This window comes from Aeromonas genomosp. paramedia, assembly GCF_023093515.1.
Taxonomy (GTDB): domain Bacteria; phylum Pseudomonadota; class Gammaproteobacteria; order Enterobacterales; family Aeromonadaceae; genus Aeromonas.
Window position 1 is genome coordinate 1 of record NZ_JAAROG010000017.1, and the last position, 21,785, is coordinate 21,785.

A 21,785-nucleotide genomic window follows, 5' to 3' on the forward strand; every position below is an offset into this window, starting at 1 on the left:
CGGATACGGGTGCCGTGCTCTTCGTAATCACCGTGAGAGAAGTTCAGGCGCATGACGTTCATGCCGGCGTCCAGCATCTTGCCGAGCATTTCTTTGGATTCGGTCTTGGGACCTATGGTGCAGACGATTTTGGTCTTTTTCATGTCAGTCTTCATGGTGCTGTTGTCATCTCTTTAATGTGAAATAGTCAGCGGGTCCGGGCGAAGGCGGCCAGCGCCGGCAGTCCTCTGCCCTCCCGATCAAACAGGGCCTGATTCTCCCAGCCATTCCCGAGGGGTTCGTCTATCCCGAGGAATGTCATGCCGGCATGACTGGCCCAGCTGTCGCCGGGGACCCGGATCCAGCCAGGCTCCCAGTAGACAAAACCGAGTCCGAGCCGATCCGGCACAGCTGCGATAGCGGCACGCAGAGCATCGAGAAACGCCAGTTGCCCCTCGGGCGTCGCGGCAAACCCGCCGCGCGCGGCTTCTTGCTCGCCGAAGGCATTGCGGACCGAATCCTGATTGACGGTGTCATGGCCATAGGCGGTCTCGACCACCAGGAGTGGGCGCCTGATTTGGGTGGCCAGGCTGCTCATGGTGCGCGAGAGGTCATCCAGGGATCCGTGCCAGTAGGGGTAGAAGGAGAGCCCCACCAGGTCGAACGGCACATCCCGCGCCTGCATCGCCCCGAACCAACGCAGGCACTGTGCCTCATCGCCCCCTTCGGCCAGATGCAGCATCAGGCGCGGGGGGATCCCCCTCTCGCTGCCGGCACGGATCCCGGCGATGGCCGCCTTGAGCAGCTGGGCCAGACGATCGAACTCGGCCTCTTCCCGCCGGTGCAGCCGCCCCTGCGGCCACAGCATGCCGTTATTGAGTTCGTTGCCTACCTGCACCATCTGCGGTGGCACCCCGGCCTCGCGCAGGCGTTGCATCACGGCGGCGCTGTAATCGTGCAGCATCGCCGCCAGCTCGGCGTCCGACTTGCCCAGCCAGGCGCGTGGCGTATGCTGCTTGCCGGGGTCGGCCCAGAAGTCGCTGTAATGAAGATCGAGCAACCAGGGCAGGTTGAGTGCCCGGCTTCGCTGCGCCAGTGCAATCACCTTTTCCAGATCGTTGTTGCCACCACCAAAGGGCTCTCCCTTGGCCGAGCGGGGGTCGACCCACAGCCGCAGGCGCACCAGGTTGAGGCCACGCTCGCGCATCAGGGTCAGTAGATCCCCCTGTCGCGTTTCGTCCTGATAGCGCACGCCGAGGCGCTCGAGTTCGGCCAGGGTGGAGACATCCGCCCCTCGGATGGCCAAGTTGTGGGCGGCGGCGCCAGCTCCGGCACTGAGGGCTCCCAGCATGACCAGCAGTGGCCAGCTCGGCGGGGGGCTCATGCTAGTGCTGCTCCGGCTCGTGCAGCTCGAACCACTGACCGAGCTCACGGCGCAGGTTGTCCGAGCGTTTGCCGAAGATGGCCTGCACCTCGTCGCCGATGATGATGACGCCGATGGCGCCGAGACGCTGCAGCGCCTCGCTGTCGACCGGCTGCAAGGCATTGACCCTGACCCGCAGCCGGGTCAGGCAGGCGTCAAAGCCCACGATGTTGTCGCGCCCGCCAAAGGCAGCGATGAGCGCGGTGATGGCCGCTTCGTCCAGCCCGGAGAGCGGTGCCTCGGCCGATTTCTCCCCCTTGTGGCCGAGGGCGGCGGCGAACAGCCGCTTAAAGTCCTGCATCTTGACCATTTGAACCTCCTAAACGTGAAAAAAGAGGGCGAAGCCACTGGCTCCGCCCCGCGATCAACAGGCGCGACGCAGCACCCGGCAGCCAAACGGCGGCAGCACCAGCGAGTCGCCCAACACCTCGCCGCTCACCATATCGCTGTGACCACCCGGCAGCGTGACCAGGCGCTCGGCGTTGGCGAAGTTCTGCACGAACACGAACACCTGCTCACCGTCGGTGCGACACTGGGCGGTGACCCCCTCCGGCAAGGCTGGCAGGGCGCGCGGCAGGGCCAGGGTATCGATGAGATGTCCGAAGAAGTCGCGCTGGAATGCCAGATTGTTGCGCGAGGCGACATAGTAGGCACGCCCTGCCCCGTGTTCGTTGACCGTCACCGCCGGACGCCCGGCATAGAAGTCGCCGCCATAGTTGGCCAAGGACCTCGCGCCCTCCAAATGGATGAGATCGCACAGGTGGGTCACCTCGTAAGGGCCACAGAGTCCGGCCTCGTTGCCGGCAAGACCCGAGACTGCGTTACGTTCCTCGTCATAGAGACCGTCTATCTCCTCTGCCCAGATCCCAAGGACAGGGCGCAGCGGACCCGGGAAGCCCCCCAGGTGACAGAGATCGGTCTCGTTGACGATGCCGCTCCAGTAAGTGGTAACGAACTGCCCGCCTCGTTTGACGAAGGCGTCGACCCGTTCGGCAAAGCCATCGCGCACCATGTAGAGCATGGGGGCGATAACCAGGTCATAACCATCGAGTGCGCAGTCGGCATTGATGACATCCACCGCCACCCCTGCTTCCCAGAAGGGGCGGTAGTGCTCGGCCACCGTCTTCTCGTAGAAGAGACCGGCATTGCGCGGGCCTTGGGCGTTGTCCATGGCCCAACGGCTCTCCCAGTCGAAGATGATGGCCACTTTCGCCTCGATGCGACTGCCTGCAACCTCAGGCAACTTGGCCAGGATCTCGCCGAGAGCCTGCACCTCGCGGCCGACCCGGGTGTCGATGTGACCGACGTGATCGACCACGGCTCCGTGGAACTTCTCGACCGAACCACGGCTCTTGCGCCACTGGAAGTACTGCACCGAGTCGGAGCCGTGGGCCACCGCCTGCAAGGAGGTGAGGATGTGCATCCCTGGCTTCTTGAGCTTGCTGATGGGCTGCCAGTTGGTCAGGCTCGGGGTCGACTCCATCAGGAAGAAGGGTTTGCCTCCCTTGAGGGTGCGCATCAGGTCGTGATACATGGCGGTGTAGGCTGCCAGGGTCGAGTCATCGCCACTGTTGTGCCACAGGGGGTAGCTGTCCCAGGAGATGAAATCGATCACCTTGGCCAACTGCCAATAGTCATAGTCGTAGAAGTACTCCATGAAGTTGGTGGTGGCCGGCAGGCTCGGGTTGGCCGCCTTCAAGGGTTTGATCTCCTCGGCGCAGAAGTCGCTCACCTGGGCGGTGTTGAAACGCTTCCAGTCGAGGTTGAGGCCGTGGATCGAGCTTTCCCCGATGGGTGACGGGGATTCGATCTGTGACCAGTCGGTGTAGGTGTGGCTCCAGAAGCTGCTCCACCAGGCGTGGTTGAGCGCCTCTATGCTGCCATAGCGCGCCTTGAGCCAGTCACGGAAGCGCCCCTGGCATAGCTCGCAGTGGCACTCACCGCCATACTCGTTGGAGATGTGCCAGGCGATGACACCGGGATGACGACCGTAGCGTTCGGCCAGGGCGCCGTTGATGGCACGTACCTTGTCACGATAGACAGGCGAGCTCATGCAGTGATTATGACGACCACCGTGCAGTGCCTTGACCCGCTCCTTGCTGACCCGCAGCACTTCTGGATAGCGTTGAGAAAGCCAGGCCGGGCGCGCACCGCTCGGGGTGGCGAGGAAGACTGACACACCATTCTCGTGCAGGCGATTGATCACCGTATCGAGCCAGCCAAACTCATAGCGCCCCTCCTCCGGCTCCAGGGAAGACCAGCTGAAGATACCGACCGACATCACATTGGAATGGGTCTGCTTCATCATCTCGAGATCGCGCTCGAACACCTGAGGGTCATCCAGCCACTGATCCGGGTTGTAGTCAGCACCATGCAGCAGGGCGGGCACCCGTTCACTGAGCGGGGGAAACTTGAACATCACACATCTCCTAAGACGAGGGCGACGGCCATGGCCGGCCGCCCTATCGGTTGAAACCGGGTCAGTTGAATACTTTGATCGAGGGAAGCACATGGCCGGAGCAGTCAAACAGCGCCTGGTTCTCCCGGGCATTGCCCTCTTTCCAGTCGTCGTTGTTGTACTTCATACCGGCCTTGGTTGCCCAGGTGGCGCCCTGCGTCGGCAGCCAGGCAGGCTCCCAGTAGAAGACGCCCTTGCCACGCCCATCCGGTACCGCCACCACGCTTTTGATAAGATCGCGAAGGAAATCGGCCTGACCCTGTACACTGGCCGGGTAACCACCGTCGCTCGCCTCTTTGGCGGTAAAGTTATTCTCGGCGTTGTCGCAGTTGTCCGTGGTGTAGCCGTAGGCGGCCTCGACCACGATCACATCCTTGCCATAGCGCTTACTGATGTCATCCATGTTGGCTTTGAGGGTGCTGATGGGACCATTCCAATAGGTGTAGAAGGAGAGCCCGATGATATCGAAGGGCACCTCGCGCTTGGCGATCTCGTCAAACCACCAGACGAAGGTGTCATTCTTGGTACCCTCAGCCAGGTGCAACATCACCTTGATATCCTTGCCGTGCTCTTTCACCGCACGCACGCCGGCCTTGAGCAAAGTGGCCAGGCGATCAAACTCGCCACCGTTTTGGCCCCAGCTCTTGCCCTCTGGCCACAGCATGCCGCCGTTGATCTCGTTGCCGACCTGCACCATGTCAGGCACCACGCCGGCCTTGGCCAAGGCATCCATGCTCTCCTTGGTGTGGGCATAGACCGCATCCGCCAACTGCTCGACCGACATATCACGCCACGCCTTGGGCTTGTTCTGACGACCCGGATCGGTCCAGAAGTCGCTGTAGTGGAAATCGAGCAGGAACTTCATGCCGTGCGCCTTGGCACGCTTGGCAAGTTCTATCGTTGCAGCCAGATCGTTGTTGCCACCGCCGTAAGGCTTACCGTCGGCATCCTTGGGATCCACCCACAGGCGTAGGCGAATGTAGTTAAAACCGTTCTGCTTGAGGATGGCCATGGCGTCCTGTTGCTTGCCGCTGGCATCGAAGAACTTGCCGCCAAACTTCTCCACCTCGGCCAGCATGGATACATCGGCCCCCTTGATGAAGGCTTGCGGTACCGCCACTGGCTGCACCACTGCACTCTCGGCGGCTATGACTTGGGCCTGCATGCCCAACATGCCGGTGGCGAGCAGCGCCGCCATCACCAGCGTCTTCTTGATTTTCATGTCGAACGTCCTGTTTAACGAATTAACCCTTGGTCCCACCTGCGGTAAGACCGGAAACGAAGTACTTCTGCAAGGAGAGGTACAAGATGGCCACCGGTACCGCGATGAGCACAGCCCCCGCCGCGTAGGTGGTGTAGCTGGCTCCCATCTTCTGGGCGACCAGGTTGTAAAGACCAATAGGCAGAGTGAATTGATCCGGGGTACGCAATATGGTGCTGGCCAGGATGAAATCGCCGAGCGGACCAGTGAAGGAGAACAGTGCTACCACCGCGATGATGGGCTTGGAGAGCGGCATGATGATCTCGATGAAGATGCGGAAGTTGCCAGCACCATCCATGCGCGCCGACTCGTCGAGATCCTTGGGGATGGCGTCGAGGTAACCCTTCATCAAATAGGTGTTCATCGGGATCATTCCACCCACATAGACCAGCACCAACGCCAGGTGGCTGTTGACCAGGCCGAGCATCTGGGCCAGCACGAAGATGGCGATGAGGGCCGAGAACTGGGGCACCATCTGCAGCAGCAGGAACAGCATCAGGCCGTTTTGCCGCCCGCGGAAACGAAAGCGCGAGAAGGCATAGGCGGTGAAACTGACACTGATGAGGGTCAGCACCATGGTCAGGAAGCTGATCTTCATCGAGTTCCAGTACCAGGCGGCATAGTCGATGCGTCCATCAAACAGCTCCTGGTAGTGAATAAAGGAGAAGTTTTCCGGGATGATCGAGGTGTTGAGCAGACTGCTGCCCGGGTTGAGGGATGCCCCCACCGTCCAGATGAGGGGGTAAATGATGACCACCGCAACCATAGCCAGCAGCAAATAGCTTAGGGTCAGGCGGATGGCATTACTCTTTTTCAGACTGTGTTTGACACTCATGGCTGGGTCTCCTTACACCATGTCGTCTTGTTTGAACGAATTGGTCGCACGGAACTGCCACAAGGCGATGCCGACCACGAAGATTGAGAGCAGAATGGTGATGCTCGCCGCAATCGCATACTGGGATGACGACATGGTCAGCTTGTAGATCCAGGAGACCAGGATGTCGGTGCCGCCGGCATTGGAACCGGCCACCGCAGGTCCCCCGTTGTTGAACAGGTAAATAATGTTGAAGTTGTTGAAGTTGAAGGTGTACTGGGTGATGAGGATCGGGGCGATCGAATACAGCACCAGGGGCAGCGTAATGGTGGTCAGCTTGTGCCATGTGCTGGCACCATCGATGGTGGCCGCTTCGTAGAGATCATCCGGGATAGCCTGCAACACCCCAGTGGTCATGGCGAAGACGAACGGGAAGCCCAGCCAGGTCTGCATCAGGATGAGGGCCGTCTTGGTCCAGAAGGGATCTGTCATCCATGCCTTGGGGTCGATACCCAGAGAAGCCAGAATACCGTTGTTGATGACGCCAAAGGTTTCGTTGAACATGCCGGCGAACACCAGAATGGTGACAAAACCGGGCACGGCCCACGGCAGGATCAGGATGGTGCGGATGAGCGGCTTGAAGCGCAGATCCTTCTGATTGACCAGGATCGCCAGCAGCACCCCGACCGAGCATTGCAACGTTGTGGCAATCAGCGTCCAGATCACGGTCCACTGCAGCACATCGAGCAAGGTCGATCGCCACAGATCGAGCTTGAAAATGTTGATGAAGTTCTTCATCCCCACCCAGTCCACCAACTTGGCTGGTGGGGTGTGGTAGAGATCGTAGTTGGTGAAGGCGATGGAGAAGCCGAAGATGATGGGGAACACCACCACGAACACCAGCAGGATGAAGCCCGGGGTGATCATCAGGTAGGGGAACCCTTCGTTCAGCAGCAACTGGTATTGCTTGCGCACACTGGTCAGGGCCACGCCACGATCGCGGCGATCACCGTTGATATAGGCGTCGCGGATACTCCAGTAGTAGAAAGCACAACCAAAGATGGCCACCAGTACGCTGATGACTCCCTTGGCCAGGAGGAACACGGAGTTGTCCCGCGGCAACTCGGTGCCGAGGGTGAACAGGCCCCAGAAGCCCTGGGACAGGAAGTCATGGAATACGCCGAAGAAGCAAACCATGACGATGAAAAACAGGGTGCCCTTGACCCACTGCCGGTTATACCACTGTCCAAGTCCCGGTATCAGCGAGAGCAGCGCGGCAACCTTGGCATGATGGGTTCTTGTACCGATCTGGGTGAACGATTCGGAATCGACAACCACAATTTACCTCCTTTTCATTTAGAGCCCGGGCGACCACTGATGCCGCCCGGCCCGAATCGAGCCGGAGCTCGACTGTTGTTATTGCTGTGCGTGATTGACTTCGATCTGCATGTTGATGTTCTTGACCGCGCCGTCCAGAGCCGCCTTGACATCCTGCTTGCCAGTCACGCCGAGCTGCAGTGCGCTGTTGGCCGGGGTCCACACCTCCTGCATCTCGGGCACACTTGGCATCGGGATGGCGAAGCCAGCCTGAATGGCCACGGCCCGGGATTTCTCATCGTCCTTGATGAGCGGATCGTCGATCAACGCCTTGAGCGGCGGGATCTCACCGGTCTTCTCGAAGCGAACCTTGGCGTACTCAGGCTGATTGATGAACTCGATGAACTGCTGTGCCAGCTCTTTCTGCTTGGAATAGGTTGAGATGCTGTACCCCTTCACGCCGAGGAAGGAACGCATGTGTTCGCCATTGGGCAGTGCCGGCAGCGGGGCGACGCCATAATTCACACCAGCATCCTTGTAAGGTTGGAACGACCAAGGTCCCGTGATAACAGCCGCCGCCTTCTTTTCGGTAAACAGAGAATCGATGGCGTTTGCACCGGTCTCACCGACTATGCCAGCAGGGAAAAGCCCTTCGGTATAGAAGCGCTTAAGGAAGGTGACCCCGTCGACTGCACCCTGGTTAGCCAAGCCAACATCCTTGACGTTGAGTGAACCGTTAGGGTTCTGGCCGAAGATGTAGCCCCCCATCGCTGCCACTACGCCGTAGGAGTAATAGATCTCGTCAAACTTGGCGAGCAGGCCATATTTGTTTTCTGCGCGCAGGGTCTGGGAAGCCTTGATCAGCTCGTCGAAGCTTTCCGGTGCCTTGGGCAGCAGATCCTTGTTGTAGACCATGACGATGGTCTCGACTGCCTTGGGCAGGCCATAGAGCTTGCCTTCATAAGTCTGGGCGTCTACAGCAGGCTTGGTGAAACCTGCCAGATAGTCGGCACTTGGCTTGATTTCGCTGATCAACCCCTGTACCACAGCGGTGCCAACCTGATCATGGGGCAGAACCAGCACATCCGGACCGATACCGGCCGGCCCATCCAGGCGCAGCTTCTCTATTTGCTGGGCATAGGGCGTTTCGAGGATTTTCACCTTGACGTTGTGCTTGGCTTCAAATGCCTTGACCGCTTCTTCGATGCCATTGGATTTCTTGATGTCTTCCCACACCAGCAGCTCACCATCGGCAGCACGGGCAACCTGCCCCAGCCCCATCACGCCCAAAGACAACAGCATTGAAACGGTCAATTTATTGATTTTCATATGATTTCCTTGTCCCTAACTCAGGTGAAAACAGGCCTTAGCCGAGCATCTAGGTGAGGTGAATGTTACAATTTCATCAAGCCAGTGTAACTTGTGGCGTTTTTTACCGGTTATTGTGTAATTAAGAATTCATCTTGATTACATACCGGTTAAGTCGGAAATCGCAGTCGCACACACCAACTTAACTAAGATCATGATAAATAAATGCTTTAACCCTATACATCAGATCCGGAGCAACTCGCTCTATCTCCTGATTCTTGCTTGGCACGCCTTCCAAGTGCGCTCTTAAACAGAAAAAAGGTAACGATTACACCGAATGACTCTACGGTAAGCGGTGCTTGTCCTGCCTGCCAGTAGCACATATCAAGGCTGTGATCTCATGCACAAAAGAAACAGCATTTTGTGCAACCGCTTACACCTGACTGATATAGTCCCCTTAAAGCCACAGAGTGAAACGGTGTGAAACCCCTTATCCCTCCCAGGGCAAAAAAGCCGCAGCAGGGGCTGACCACTTCGAGACTCTGCAGCTAATGCATTTACTATCAAGGAGTTAAAGCTCATGGCGAGTATCAGATTGAACAATGTGGTCAAGCGTTTTGGCCGCAACGTGACCTTACATAACGTCAACCTGGATGTAGAAGACGGTGAGTTCACCGTCTTCGTCGGTCCTTCCGGTTGTGGCAAATCCACCCTGCTGCGAATGATCGCAGGCCTAGAAGAGATATCGGACGGCCACATTGCCATTGATGAACAGGTGGTCAACGATGTAGCCCCAGCTCATCGCGGGGTGGCCATGGTGTTCCAGTCTTATGCGCTTTATCCCCACATGACGGTGGCGGAGAACATGGGCTATGGCCTGCGGGTCAATGGGGTGCCAAAAGAGGAAATTGCCCACCAGGTCAGCATGGTGGCCAAGACTCTGCAGCTTTCTCATCTGCTCGACCGTAAACCCAAGCAGCTTTCCGGCGGCCAGCGCCAGCGGGTCGCCATCGGCCGCGCCATTGTGCGCAACCCCAAGGTGTTCCTGTTTGACGAGCCACTCTCCAACCTCGATGCCGAGCTGCGTGTCGAGATGCGCCTGCACATCGCCAAGCTGCATCAGGAACTCAAGACCACCATGATCTACGTGACCCACGACCAGGTGGAGGCCATGACCCTGGCCGACAAGATAGTGGTGATGAACTATGGCAAGGTGGAACAGGTCGGCTCGCCAATGGAGCTCTACTACAAACCCTGCAACCGCTTCGTGGCCGGTTTCATCGGCTCACCCAAGATGAACTTCCTGCCAGCCAGCGTACTGGCCTGGAGCCCGGAGCAGATCCGGGTCAGGGTTGCCGGCCAGCAGGAGCTCACCCTGCCCATCCTCACCGAACGACTCGAGCCGGGCAGCGAGATCTCCCTTGGCCTGCGTCCCGAGCATGTGGTGCCGGGCGCAGAGGGGATCCACCTCGCCTTTACCTGCGAAGTGGTGGAGCGTCTTGGCAACAGCACCTATCTGTTCGGCCAGTGCTGCGGCACCGACGGCTTCAAGCTGCTGCTGGCAGGGGATGGGGAGTTTCATCCGTACCAGAAGATGGATGTTTTCTTTGCCCCGCAAAATTGCCTTGTTTTCAATGCCGAAGGGCTCAGGATCAGCCGCTAAATACGGCTACTGCATGCCCCGATCCACTTTGCCCCCGCCCAGTCGGGGGCTTTTTTTATTCCCGGGCACGGGACACAAAATGAGAGCGGGCTCGCAACCTAGGATGAATCCCGTACAAGGGTGCCAAGAAAGAGTGTAAAAGATTCACAAAATAGTGAAAATGTTACACAAAAATCAGATTAAGGTGCCCTGCCTTATCAAAGTCTTATTTTTCACTAAAGTAAGGCACTGATAATAGATGACTTATCACTTCTGCCATCAGGCCGGGTTGGCTCAACACCACATGTAATCGATACCATGAAATTACGTACCTATCACCTTTCCATCATCCAGCGCCTGGCGCTGGGCTTTGCCGTCATCCTGCTGCTACTGCTGCTCTCCGTAGCCCTCTCCCTCTACGCCGGGCAGCGGCTGGCCGACCAGGTTGGGACACTTGCCAGCCATACAGCCCCAACCCTGGTGCAAAGCCGCGCCGTGACTCGCGATCTGTTCACGCTTGACCGCCATCTTGGCAACGCATTACTGCAGACCAGGGATGAGGATCTGGATGCAGCACGTCAACAGATGCAGCAATGGCAAGCACGCTTCGAGCAGGACCTGAGCATCCTGGCTAGGCAGATAGCAGGGGAACCAAAGCAGAGTAAGCGCGTCGATAGCCTACGCGAGCAACAGGCCGCCTACTGGCAACTGGCCCAGCAACTGGTCGATGACTATGCCCACAACCGCCTCGAACAGAGCAAGCTGGCGGCCGACACCCGCCTCGGCAGCACGGCGCGCCAATTTGCCAGTGCCCTCGATGTACTGCTTGCCCCTCTGGGTAGCCATCCTGCCGCATTGCTCAAGAATCGTCTGCTGGCGAACCTGGAACAGCAAGTCAGTACTACTCAGGAGATCCTCAAGCAGCAAGACCCGGCTCCTATTGCGGCACGCTTAGCCATCAATGAACGGGCCAATAAGCAGATGACAGAACTGCGCAAGGAGCTGGAGCGCCAGCTTGCAGGCCAAGAAGATGCTTTCGGCGCGCCCCTAAGCCTGGAACGTAGCACAGGGGCACGGCTCGATACCCTCGCAACCCAGCTAAGTGGTCCAGACAGCTTGCTGGCCCGCCACCTGTCACTGGTCGAGCAAAGCATCATGCTTCGCAACCAAAGCGCACAAGCCAGCCGTTTCATCGACAGTCTGCTCGGCGAGCTGAGCGAACTTGACGGAGCAATCGACGAGCAGCTTCACCAGAGCACCGCCGGCAGCGGCGCAATTCTGCTCTGGCTACGCCTCGGGCTGTGCGCCGGCCTGTTGCTCTCTCTCAGTCTCGGCGCCCTGGTGCTGTGGCACCTGGTGCACGCCATCCGCCAGCCGCTGCACCATATCCTCACCACCCTCAAGGCACTGAGCCAGGGAGACATGCGCCAACGCGTACCGCTGCTGCGCCACGACGAGTTTGGCCAGCTTGCCATCGGCATCAATGCCCTGGCCGACGAGATGAGCGGCATGCTCGGTCAGATAGTTCATGCGGCCGACGCGCTCGGCCGTATGGCCGGCCAGAACCAGCAAGCCCAGCATCACGCCCAGCTTGCCATCGGCGAACAGCGCAACGAGACCACAGGGGTCTGTAGCGCCATGGAGGAGATGGACTACTCGGTTCGCGAGGTTGCCGGCAGTATTGGCCAGACCGAACAGACACTCGGCAACATAGCAGCGGCAGCCCACGCCGCCAGCCTGCGTGGGGCTGCGACCGGCAAACGGCTGCAGCAACTGGCTGACGAGTTGGCGCAATCACGCCGCAGTGTGGAGCAGGTGCAGACATTGAGCGTCAGCATCGGTGACATCCTTGCCCTGATCGGGCGCATCACGGAGCAGACCAATCTGCTGGCCCTCAACGCCGCCATCGAGGCGGCCCGCGCCGGCGAGCAGGGGCGTGGCTTTGCCGTGGTGGCCGACGAGGTGCGTCAGCTGGCACACCACACCGCAGACTCCACCACTCGTATCCAGGGGATCATCGACGATCTGCAGCAGAGCACCCGCGGCGCGGTCGCCACCATGCTGCGCTGCCACGACGCCATGGCCCAGAGCCGCACCGACAGCGATGCAGGTTGCGCCACCCTGGCCGAGCTATCCCAGGCGCTGCAGCAGGTGGCCGAGCAGAGCAGCCGTATCGCCAGCGCGACCCTGCAGCAACAGCAGACCAGCGCCGAGATCGCCCGCAACATTACCAACATCGCCCGAATTGCCGACGACAACCAAGTCGCCCTGGTCAAGGTGGCACAGACCAGCGACCAGTTGCAGCAGTTGTCGCAGCAGCAACTGTCGCTGACCCGCCGCTTCACCCTGCAGAGCGCCTGACCACACACCATAGAGAGGACTACCCATGTTCAAGAAGACACTGTTGCTGACTACCCTGATCGCCTGTCTCCAGCCCGCGCTGGCCAATGAAGAGAACCCCCTGGCACGCCCGCTGTTCCTGCGTGGCGAGATGAACAACTGGGAGGCACCGGCAGACCAGCAACTGGTGACCCAGCAAGGAGACTTGCTGTCGGTACAGGTGGCGTTGCAGGCCAGTCACGGCGCCTACAAGTTCAAGATTGCCGACGAGAAGTGGAAGGCCGACACCAGCTATGGCCAGTTCGACCCCGCCGTCAAGGTCGAGGCGGACAAACCGGTGGTAGTCAAGGCCGGCTGGCAGTGGAGCGACATGAAGTTCACCCCGCCCCGCGACGGCCAGTATCGCATCACCCTGGATCGCCGCGATCCCCAACACATCCAGGTCACCGTCTCCCCCGCCGGGTGATCCCAGGGCCGCCGCAAGGCGGCCCCAGCCTCAGCCGGGATGGCGTCGCACGGCGACGCCATCCCGGCGCGGGACTGCATCCCTGTCGCCACCCTGCACACATCCAGACAGGAGATAACAACAATGAAGAGACATCTACTTACCACCCTACTGCTTGGCAGCGCCCTGCTGTTTCATGGCCAGGGAGAAGCCATGGTCAAGGGGGCTGACGTCAGCTGGTTGACCCAGATGGAGAACTCCGGATACAAGTTCTATAACGACGCTGGCCAGCCGCAGGATCTGTTCAAAACCCTGAAAGAGCACGGTATGAACACCATCCGACTCAGGGTATGGGTCAATCCTGCCGATGGCTGGAACAACATCAGTGACGTCATCACCAAGGCCAAGCGGGCCAAGGCGGCCGGTTTCGATCTGCTGATTGACTTCCACTACAGCGACAGTTGGGCCGACCCTGGCAAGCAGACCAAGCCGGCAGCCTGGCAGAGCTACACCTTTGATCAGCTGATGTCGAACGTATGGTGGCACACCTACAACTCCCTGGTAGCCCTGAAAAACGCAGGCATCACACCCAAGTGGGTACAGGTGGGCAACGAGACCAACAATGGCATGCTCTGGGAAGAGGGGCGCGCCTCGGTCAACATGAAGAACTTTGCCTGGCTCATCAACAGCGGTTATGACGCCGTCAAGGCGGTCAACAGTAGCACCAAGGTCATCGTCCACCTGGCCAACTGCGAGAACAACAGCCTCTATCGTTGGATGTTTGATGGCCTAAAGAACAACGGTGCCAAGTGGGATGTCATTGGTGCCTCCATCTACCCAACCCAGAGTGGCAACGGCGACTGGTTCACCCTCAACAACCTCTGCTATGACAACCTCTCCGATATGGTGACCCGCTATGGCAAGGAGGTGATGATTGTCGAGGTGGGCATGCCATGGGATGACCCAAAAAACAGTTACGACACCATTGCTGATCTACTCAACAAGATGACGTGGATCCCCGATAGCAAGGGGCTCGGAGTGCTCTACTGGGAACCACAAAGCTACAAGAACTGGCAGGGTTACAGCCTGGGGCTGATGGACAACAGCGGCAAACCCACTTATGCGCTGGATGCCTTCCTGTTGCAGTAAATATGTAACGTTACACAGAGGCGCAGTAGGTAGTGCGCCTCTTCAGGCTGCCACCTGGACATGACTTCACCCGTCTCTTCGCCCTTTCTCACCAACGCATATCATCCCGCCACTTGCCTGCGCGTAATGACTCTGGATGCGGATGGCAGCTCCACTGAGCCGAGTCGCGCGGGGCCCTCCGGCACCATCACCGAAAACACGACCACCCTCTCCCCGAGACAAACAGACTCGCCGACTGCAGCCTCCTTCGCCGGGACTCGCAACATCGGTTTTCCTAGGACGACGTCAGCACGACAAGGCGAGTCCTCAATGCAAAATAAAAAAGGGAGCCCAGCGGGCTCCCTGCGGTGTAACGAGTCGGGATTTACCACCAGGCTTCGGCCTGCACGCCGAAGTTCCAGGTATTATCATCCTCACCGCCGTTGAAGGATTTGCCTTCGCCATCTTTCAGATAGCTGGCAAAAACACGGATCTCCGGGCGGGCAAACATGCTGGGACCAGCTGACCAAGCTTGAGCCAAGGTATATTTTTGACCACTCGATTTTTCTTCAGAGCCGCTTGTCCAAGTCTTGGTGCTCTCATAAGTACCGGCTTCAACCAGTGTCTTCATGATGTCAGTCCACGCATAACCGCCTCGCGCGACAGCGCTAAACAGTTCGGTGTTGTCATGCCATGCTTCAAGTTTCTCACCCTTACCGTAAGTGAATACATGGTTCACACTGAATTTCTCTCCCATGGGAATGTCACCAGTTAGAATCACCCGGTATCCCTTGGCATCATCGGTCAGATGCCAAACATCATACCAACCGCCCCCTTGGGAGATCATGTTCTGGGCCAGCCCTTTGTCAGCATATTGCAGCACCAACTTCTCGTAGATGCGGCTATCGGCAAAGTATTGACTCATTTCTGCGGTCAGCATGACACCATTTTGGGGATCATAGAGATTACCGGCCTTCTCCTGCTCATCGGTCGGATTGGGCATGGCATAGCTGACACCCGCTTCAGTCCAGGCCCCTTCCCAGGGAGCCCAGCCGGCATAGCGCAGGTCCAGGAAGTTAACGTTGAGGTCATTGTTGACAATCGAGTTATCGATATCGTTACCATCAGACCGGATCCACGCCAGTGAGAAGGCGCCTGGACCTGCCTTGAGGTTCTCAATACCGGCACCGGCTCCCGAGATATTCCAGTATTTGGTATCGATGATGTGAAGGTCGTGACGCTGATAGAAGCGCTTGCCAGCCCAAACCACGGCATCGGGCGCAGCGGAAATCAGCCCCTTGGCCTTAACATTGAATTGGCGCAGAGCAAATGTTGCATCGTCCTTGCACTCCTTTTGATCGAAGTTACACACAGTGGTGGTACTTTCATAGTCATTGGAGCCATCGCTCTGCATGCTGAACATGCTGTCTACATAGAAAGTCTTGCCATCCTTGTTGTAAACCTCCTGACCAATACCAATTTCGGTATAGGTATCGCTTTCGTTACCCAAACGCCCGACAAAGTTCTGTCGACCGGTTTGCATATCACCGTCTTGGGACACACCTACGCCAGAGCGGAAATAGCCTGTAAAATCAACAGCATTAGCATTCAATGCAGTCATTGACAGAGCGAGGGCAACGGATGTCGTCAGTAGTTTCACTTTCATAGTTATTCCTTTATTCCACTGTTGCATTGTTATCTTGATGAACCGCTTACCAATCCATAGGGAAAGCGCTTTCACTGTCCGGTGGGGATTATAGGAATATCCGTGCCATCACTGACATGACGCAACTCACAAAACTGTAATTATTACATAAATATTGCTATAAAAATACTTGATAAAAACATCACTAGCAACTTAAGTAATTGAGATTAAAGGGGACTTAAACAATAAGTTGCGTGTTATCGATTACACTCTTGATGGTAATGTCTACACCTGAGATAACCATGGCTCGACCAGACTCATCGCAGCAGACATGACCTCCTCGTGCAGGGCATAGGAAGGCACCGTGAGACCTTCCCGACCCCACAGGGGTGAGCGACAAAAGAGAGAGGAAGAAGATGAGGCACTAAAAAGGCAAGGCCCCTGACGGGTAACCTTGCCTGATGGCCGATGAATTCAGGTTGCCAGAATGTCGATCAATCGATACTGCGGACTGAATGACGGCGAACCAGAGTCGGGCTGAACATATGTGTCGTCTGGGGCAAGGGACCACCTTTTGCCAGAGCAATGGCCAGCTCGGCGGCCTGGGTCGCCATGGCGATGATGGGATAACGCACCGTAGTCAGACGAGGGCGCAAGTAGCGGGATATCAGTACATCATCAAACCCCACCAGAGATAGCTCCTGGGGAACTTCGATCCCGTTGTCGCTAAGCACGGACAAAGCTCCTGCCGCCATCGAATCGTTATAGCAGACGACCGCCGTCATCTGTTGCCCCCGGCTCAACAACTCAGTCATCGCGGCTTCACCTCCCAGCTCATCCGGACTGCCACGGGAGATCAGGCGCTCATCGACCGGGATATTGTGCTCTTGCAGCGCATCCAGATACCCCTGCAGGCGATCCTGAGAGTCAGAGATCTGATGATTTGAACACAGAAACCCTATCTTCTTGTGCCCTTCCTGGATCAGGTGACGAGTTGCAAGCCAGGAACCATAGCGATCGTCCAGCGCCACACAACGGGACTCGAACCCTGGAACAATACGGTTGATTAGCACCATGCCGGGAACATAGCTCATCATCTGGATCAGCTCTTCATCTGGCAGCATTTTGGCATGAACCACCAAGCCAGAGCAGCGATGCCCTATCAACTGCTCTATTACGTGCTTCTCTTTGGCTGCGTCGTGGTAGCCATTTCCTATGAGCAGAAAATTCCCCGTAGCCTGCGCCACCTGCTCGACTGCTTTAACCATGGTGCCAAAGAAGGGGTCAGACACATCAGCAACAATCAACCCCAGCGTTTCGTTGTTCTGATGGGCCAAGGCTCTCGCGTTCGCGTTGGGGTGGTAGTTGAGTTCATGCATCGCCTTGAAGACGGCATCGCGTGACGCCTGACTTGCCTTTGGCGAATTATTGATGACACGTGAGACTGTGGCGACGGATACGCCTGACAGGAGTGCTACATCTTTGATGGTTGCCATGAATTAGCTTTTCCGGTGAACGGTATAAATAAAAACCTGTGCTTTACAGGGTAAGGATACTACCGACATTTCCAATGCCTGACACGGCTTTCATACCAAAATCGGGAGCATTCTATCAATACGAGCGCCTCGCCGTGTAATCATCTTACATACACCGTTCTCCACTATCATGCTCATTGCGGATAAAAACGTGACAAAAATCACACAAAATGGAGGTGCATCTTCCCGACCTGCTTTCACAAGCGCAGAATGCGGGTAATCGGTTACACTAAATAAAACCCAATTAAAACGAGCACCAAGGAGAGATTCATGTTGAAGATACTCGTCACAGGTGGAACTGGTTACATAGGTAGTCATACCTGCTTGCAGCTTATCGCTGCCGGGATGACCCCCATCTTGTTGGACAATTTGGTTAACAGCAAAGAAAGCGTCCTCGAACGTATCCACACCCTCAGCGGGCAGCGTCCCCTGCACTATCACGGTGATGTGCGGGATGCCGACCTGCTGGATCGTGTGTTTGCAGACCAACCGATAGATGCAGTGATCCACTTCGCAGGCCTCAAGGCCGTAGGAGAATCGGTAGAAAAGCCTCTCGAGTACTATGACAACAATGTCAGAGGCACCCTGGTGTTGCTGCAGTCAATGCGACGCGCCGGGGTCAAGACCTTACTATTCAGCTCATCTGCCACCGTTTATGGTGAGCCAGAGACCATGCCCATCACCGAGGAATCGCCAACCTTTAGCGCCACCAACCCTTATGGTCAAAGCAAGCTGATGGTGGAGCGCCTCATCAAGGACTTTGCACGATCAGCTCCCGACTGGTCATTGACCCTGTTGCGCTATTTCAATCCAGTGGGAGCCCATCCCAGTGGCATGATGGGCGAAGATCCCCAGGGCATTCCCAATAACCTGATGCCTTATATTGCCCAGGTGGCAGTGGGCCGCCGTGCCAAACTCGCCATCTTTGGTGATGACTACCCGACACCGGATGGTACTGGCGTGCGGGATTACATTCATGTCATGGATCTAGCCGATGGCCATGTCGCAGCCTTGAAACATACCCTTGGGCAAGCTGGCGTCCATGTGTACAACCTGGGCACTGGGCATGGCTACAGCGTCCTGGACATTCATGGCGCCTTCTCCAAGGCCTGTGGCCGCGAGCTGCCTTATGAGATCGTGCCGCGCCGTGCCGGAGACATAGCGCAGTGTTGGGCCGATCCAACACGGGCTTACAACGAGCTGGGGTGGAAGGCTCATCGCACGCTTGATGAGATGACGGCCGATACCTGGCGCTGGCAATCCCAAAATCCGAACGGTTACCCCCTTCCATGAATATACAGAACGAGACAGGCCTTCCTATGCAATTTGAACCAACCGATCACCCCCACCGTCGTTACAACCCATTGATCCAGCAGTGGGTTCTAGTTTCTCCTCACAGGGCGAAGCGCCCTTGGCAGGGGCAGCAGGATGAACCCGATCGCACCCAGCGATCCGCTCACGATCCGGATTGTTTCCTCTGCGCCGGCAACACTCGCGTCACTGGTGACAAAAATCCGGATTATCAGTCGACCTTCGTCTTTACCAACGACTTTGCAGCCCTGATGGTTGATACCCCGATGGCCCCAACCAGCGAGGATCCCCTCTTCCAGCTAGAGAGTGCACGCGGCACCAGCAGGGTAATCTGCTTCTCACCGGATCACAGCAAGACCTTGCCCGAGTTGTCCGTCCCCTCCCTCACCGCCGTGGTCAACACCTGGTGCGAGCAAACTGCAGAGCTGGGGCGCGACTACCCCTGGATCCAAGTATTCGAAAACAAGGGTACCATGATGGGTTGCTCCAATCCCCATCCCCACGGGCAGATCTGGGCCAACGACTTCTTGCCCAACGAAGCCGCGCGGGAAGATGATGCCCAACGGGAGTATTTTGCCAAGCATGGTCGTGCCATGTTGCTCGATTATGCGGTGCGCGAACAGGCTGACGGCCGCCGCACCGTAGTGGAAACGGAGCACTGGCTGGCAGTGGTGCCCTATTGGGCAGCCTGGCCCTTCGAAACCCTGTTGCTTCCCAAGTTTGCGGTTACACGTCTACCGACACTGACAGCGCAACAGCGTGAAGACCTCGCTCTGGCGCTCAAGAAACTGACCAGCCGCTATGACAACCTGTTTCAATGTTCCTTCCCCTATTCGATGGGATGGCATGGTGCACCTTTCAATGGCGATGAGAATGACCACTGGCAGTTGCATGCCCACTTCTACCCACCCCTGCTGCGCTCTGCGAGCGTGCGCAAGTTTATGGTGGGCTATGAAATGCTGGCGGAAACACAGCGCGACCTGACGGCAGAACAGGCGGCCGAACGCCTGCGCTCCGTCAGCGATATCCATTTTCGTGAACAGGTTTGAGGTTGAGATATGAGTATTGAATCGCCACGCAGCGTGACTGAACGCACCTTTTACACCCAGTACGGTTATCACCCTACCCTCGCCATTCAGGCGCCTGGGCGTGTCAACCTCATTGGGGAGCACACGGACTACAATGATGGCTTTGTGCTCCCCTGCGCCATTGACTATCAGACCGTGATCAGTGCGGCCCCCCGCAAGGACAGCCTGATCAGGGTGATCGCTGCCGACTATCACAACCAGTTGGATGAATTTGACTTGCGCCACCCCATAGAGCCGCGCCCGGAATACCTGTGGGCCAACTATGTGCGAGGTGTCGTCAAATATTTGCTATTGCGAGGCTGTCAACTGACCGGGGCTGACCTGGTGCTCAGTGGCAATGTACCGCAGGGAGCCGGTCTGAGCTCTTCCGCCTCTCTGGAAGTGGCGGTAGGACAGATCTTCAAAGAGATGAATCACCTCGACATCAGCCAGGCAGATCTCGCCCTGAACGGACAACTGGCGGAAAACAGGTTCGTCGGTTGCAACTGCGGCATCATGGATCAGTTTATCTCCGCCCTGGGTCAGCAGGACCATGCCCTGCTGATCGATTGCCGCAGCCTGGAAACCCGCCCTGTGAGCATGCCGGCCGACATCGATGTGGTCATCATCAACTCGAACGTACGACGAGGCCTGGTAGATAGCGAATACAATACCCGCAGGGCACAGTGTGAAGAAGCCGCACGACATTTTGGGGTCAAGGCACTGCGCGATCTGACGATGCAGCAGTTTACCGAAGGCGCCAACGAACTGGATCCTGTAGTCGCAAGCCGTGCCCGCCACGTCATCTCCGAGAATGAACGAACGCTGGCAGCGGCCGATGCGCTTGCAAATGAAGACATGGTCATGATGGCAGAATTAATGGCGCTGTCTCATGCCTCGATGCGCGATGATTTTGCCATCACAGTGCCTGCTATCGACGCCTTGGTCGACATGATCAAAGAGATCATCGGCAGTCGTGGTGGAGTCAGAATGACTGGTGGCGGCTTCGGTGGCTGTGTTGTTACGCTGGTACCGCGCGCACTGACCCCAGTCGTCTGCGAGCAAGTCAACGCCCGCTATCCTCTGCTCAGTGGTTTGCAACCCAGTATCTATATCTGCAAGCCCTCCGCCGGAGCTGGCTATATCTGACCTTTATTACCATATCAATGTCATGATCAGCAAAATAGACCCTCATAGGTCCACGCTGATCATGACACACTTCACTGAACCTTTATTCAGATGCCAATAGTCGCGCTCATCGAATGGGCAAAAAAACCAAACCCGCTGACTGTGCAAAGGGATGTGTACGAGTGAGAATATTGGGTACAACTGAATTCCTGCATATATTAACAGCTACACTGTGCTTGCTGGCCAAGTGTTGATACCGAGAATGATGGGACAGAGACGAAGCGCGTTTGGAACAATTTATCAGCTCAATTTTATAAAACGCCCAAAAAAATGCTCCAAATAATTTTCGATAGTTTTACAATGAATTGTTTTTAGGTTTAAACTTTTTACGCTATGTTCGTGATTAATAAAAGATACTCCTCTCTCGACGCAGCATGCGTCCCCTCTAAAACTTAACACGACCCCCTTGAACACTTAGCTATTAGTGTCAATAATGGAATATAGCCCCCCCCCAACATGACAAATATTAAATATCGCATCTAATTTCAACAAACTGCTATACCGCTATGAACATCCACGAACTAAGCTACGACTATTAAAATACCATCCTCAATGCAGGTTTATGACAAGGTTTGCTTGATGGCATATGAAGGGTCTATTGCCATAACATGGCAATTTTTATCGGAAATTTTTCCATGCTTACAGCTATGATTTCATCATGTACACAAACTCTACTCATTAAAAAATAGAGTTTTAAAAAACAATCTGTTAGGTGAATGAGACTACTATCTCAATGTCAAAAATCCGTGCCAAAATATGGCAATTAACATTTGGCGCTGCCATATTGTGGCAGACACTCCCACATCTCCCCTTAATGAACCTGCTTACTACTCAGATAACTCAGAAAATCCATTAAAATATGAATATTTAGTGACTGAATATGCAATATTAACCACTTCTATACTCATCTCAGTATCTTGTCCA

Annotated in this window: 17 protein-coding genes; 7 read left to right on the top strand and 10 right to left on the bottom strand. The window is 56.6% G+C overall.

What is annotated here, in order from left to right; all coding sequences use genetic code 11:
• The 8 genes from HB860_RS22185 to HB860_RS10680 form a co-directional block, all read right to left on the bottom strand.
• A partial coding sequence (locus HB860_RS22185; RefSeq protein ID WP_282101213.1) for a pyruvate kinase occupies window positions 1-143 on the bottom strand: 143 nt, incomplete at its 3' end.
• A 44-nt stretch (window positions 144-187) separates the two neighbouring features.
• Window positions 188-1,363, bottom strand: coding sequence for a glycoside hydrolase family 53 protein (locus HB860_RS10650; RefSeq protein WP_247626622.1), 1,176 nt, complete (start codon window positions 1,361-1,363; stop codon window positions 188-190).
• 1 nt (window position 1,364) lies between these two features.
• Window positions 1,365-1,712: a glucose PTS transporter subunit EIIB gene (locus tag HB860_RS10655; protein WP_068982265.1), complete on the bottom strand. Its 348-nt coding sequence runs from the start codon at window positions 1,710-1,712 to the stop codon at window positions 1,365-1,367.
• Window positions 1,713-1,766: 54 nt separating this feature from the next.
• Window positions 1,767-3,821 carry a beta-galactosidase gene (locus HB860_RS10660; RefSeq protein WP_247626623.1) on the bottom strand — a complete coding sequence of 685 codons (2,055 nt, stop codon included), beginning with the start codon at window positions 3,819-3,821 and terminating at the stop codon, window positions 1,767-1,769.
• 61 nt (window positions 3,822-3,882) lie between these two features.
• Complete coding sequence (locus HB860_RS10665) at window positions 3,883-5,082, bottom strand: glycoside hydrolase family 53 protein (protein ID WP_247626624.1); 1,200 nt, start codon at window positions 5,080-5,082, stop codon at window positions 3,883-3,885.
• A gap of 22 nt (window positions 5,083-5,104) precedes the next feature.
• A complete protein-coding gene (locus HB860_RS10670) occupies window positions 5,105-5,956 on the bottom strand; it encodes a sugar ABC transporter permease (protein ID WP_247626625.1) in 852 nt (283 codons plus the stop codon).
• A 12-nt stretch (window positions 5,957-5,968) separates the two neighbouring features.
• A complete protein-coding gene (locus tag HB860_RS22280) occupies window positions 5,969-7,273 on the bottom strand; it encodes an ABC transporter permease subunit (RefSeq protein WP_247626626.1) in 1,305 nt (434 codons plus the stop codon).
• Window positions 7,274-7,351: 78 nt separating this feature from the next.
• Window positions 7,352-8,581 (bottom strand): extracellular solute-binding protein, encoded by a 1,230-nt coding sequence (locus tag HB860_RS10680; RefSeq protein WP_247626627.1) that lies wholly within the window; start codon window positions 8,579-8,581, stop codon window positions 7,352-7,354.
• 559 nt (window positions 8,582-9,140) lie between these two features.
• Between HB860_RS10680 and HB860_RS10685 the strand changes: the two genes are divergently transcribed.
• The 4 genes from HB860_RS10685 to HB860_RS10700 all read left to right on the top strand — a co-directional run bounded on the left by HB860_RS10685 (window position 9,141) and on the right by HB860_RS10700 (window position 14,136).
• On the top strand, window positions 9,141-10,223 hold the full coding sequence (locus HB860_RS10685) for an ABC transporter ATP-binding protein (RefSeq protein WP_247626628.1): 1,083 nt from the start codon (window positions 9,141-9,143) through the stop codon (window positions 10,221-10,223).
• 297 nt (window positions 10,224-10,520) lie between these two features.
• A complete protein-coding gene (locus tag HB860_RS10690) occupies window positions 10,521-12,563 on the top strand; it encodes a methyl-accepting chemotaxis protein (RefSeq protein WP_247626629.1) in 2,043 nt (680 codons plus the stop codon).
• A 25-nt stretch (window positions 12,564-12,588) separates the two neighbouring features.
• Window positions 12,589-13,008: a hypothetical protein gene (locus tag HB860_RS10695; protein WP_247626630.1), complete on the top strand. Its 420-nt coding sequence runs from the start codon at window positions 12,589-12,591 to the stop codon at window positions 13,006-13,008.
• Between the two features lie 123 nt (window positions 13,009-13,131).
• Window positions 13,132-14,136: a glycoside hydrolase family 53 protein gene (locus HB860_RS10700; protein WP_247626631.1), complete on the top strand. Its 1,005-nt coding sequence runs from the start codon at window positions 13,132-13,134 to the stop codon at window positions 14,134-14,136.
• A 364-nt stretch (window positions 14,137-14,500) separates the two neighbouring features.
• On the opposite strand, the gene HB860_RS10705 is transcribed toward HB860_RS10700, so the two are convergent.
• The gene (locus HB860_RS10705) at window positions 14,501-15,787 is read right to left on the bottom strand and encodes a maltoporin (protein WP_247626933.1); all 1,287 of its coding nucleotides are present in this window, start codon (window positions 15,785-15,787) and stop codon (window positions 14,501-14,503) included.
• A 467-nt stretch (window positions 15,788-16,254) separates the two neighbouring features.
• The gene (galR, locus tag HB860_RS10710; protein ID WP_201935657.1) at window positions 16,255-17,256 is read right to left on the bottom strand and encodes an HTH-type transcriptional regulator GalR; all 1,002 of its coding nucleotides are present in this window, start codon (window positions 17,254-17,256) and stop codon (window positions 16,255-16,257) included.
• A gap of 312 nt (window positions 17,257-17,568) precedes the next feature.
• Between galR and galE the strand changes: the two genes are divergently transcribed.
• Genes galE through galK form a run of 3 tightly spaced genes read left to right on the top strand, consistent with a single transcriptional unit; the run spans window position 17,569 to window position 20,822 of the window.
• Window positions 17,569-18,588: a UDP-glucose 4-epimerase GalE gene (gene galE, locus HB860_RS10715; protein WP_247626934.1), complete on the top strand. Its 1,020-nt coding sequence runs from the start codon at window positions 17,569-17,571 to the stop codon at window positions 18,586-18,588.
• Window positions 18,589-18,614: 26 nt separating this feature from the next.
• Window positions 18,615-19,655: a galactose-1-phosphate uridylyltransferase gene (galT, locus tag HB860_RS10720; RefSeq protein ID WP_247626632.1), complete on the top strand. Its 1,041-nt coding sequence runs from the start codon at window positions 18,615-18,617 to the stop codon at window positions 19,653-19,655.
• A 9-nt stretch (window positions 19,656-19,664) separates the two neighbouring features.
• The gene (galK, locus tag HB860_RS10725) at window positions 19,665-20,822 is read left to right on the top strand and encodes a galactokinase (RefSeq protein WP_247626633.1); all 1,158 of its coding nucleotides are present in this window, start codon (window positions 19,665-19,667) and stop codon (window positions 20,820-20,822) included.
• Window positions 20,823-21,785 lie beyond the last annotated feature (963 nt).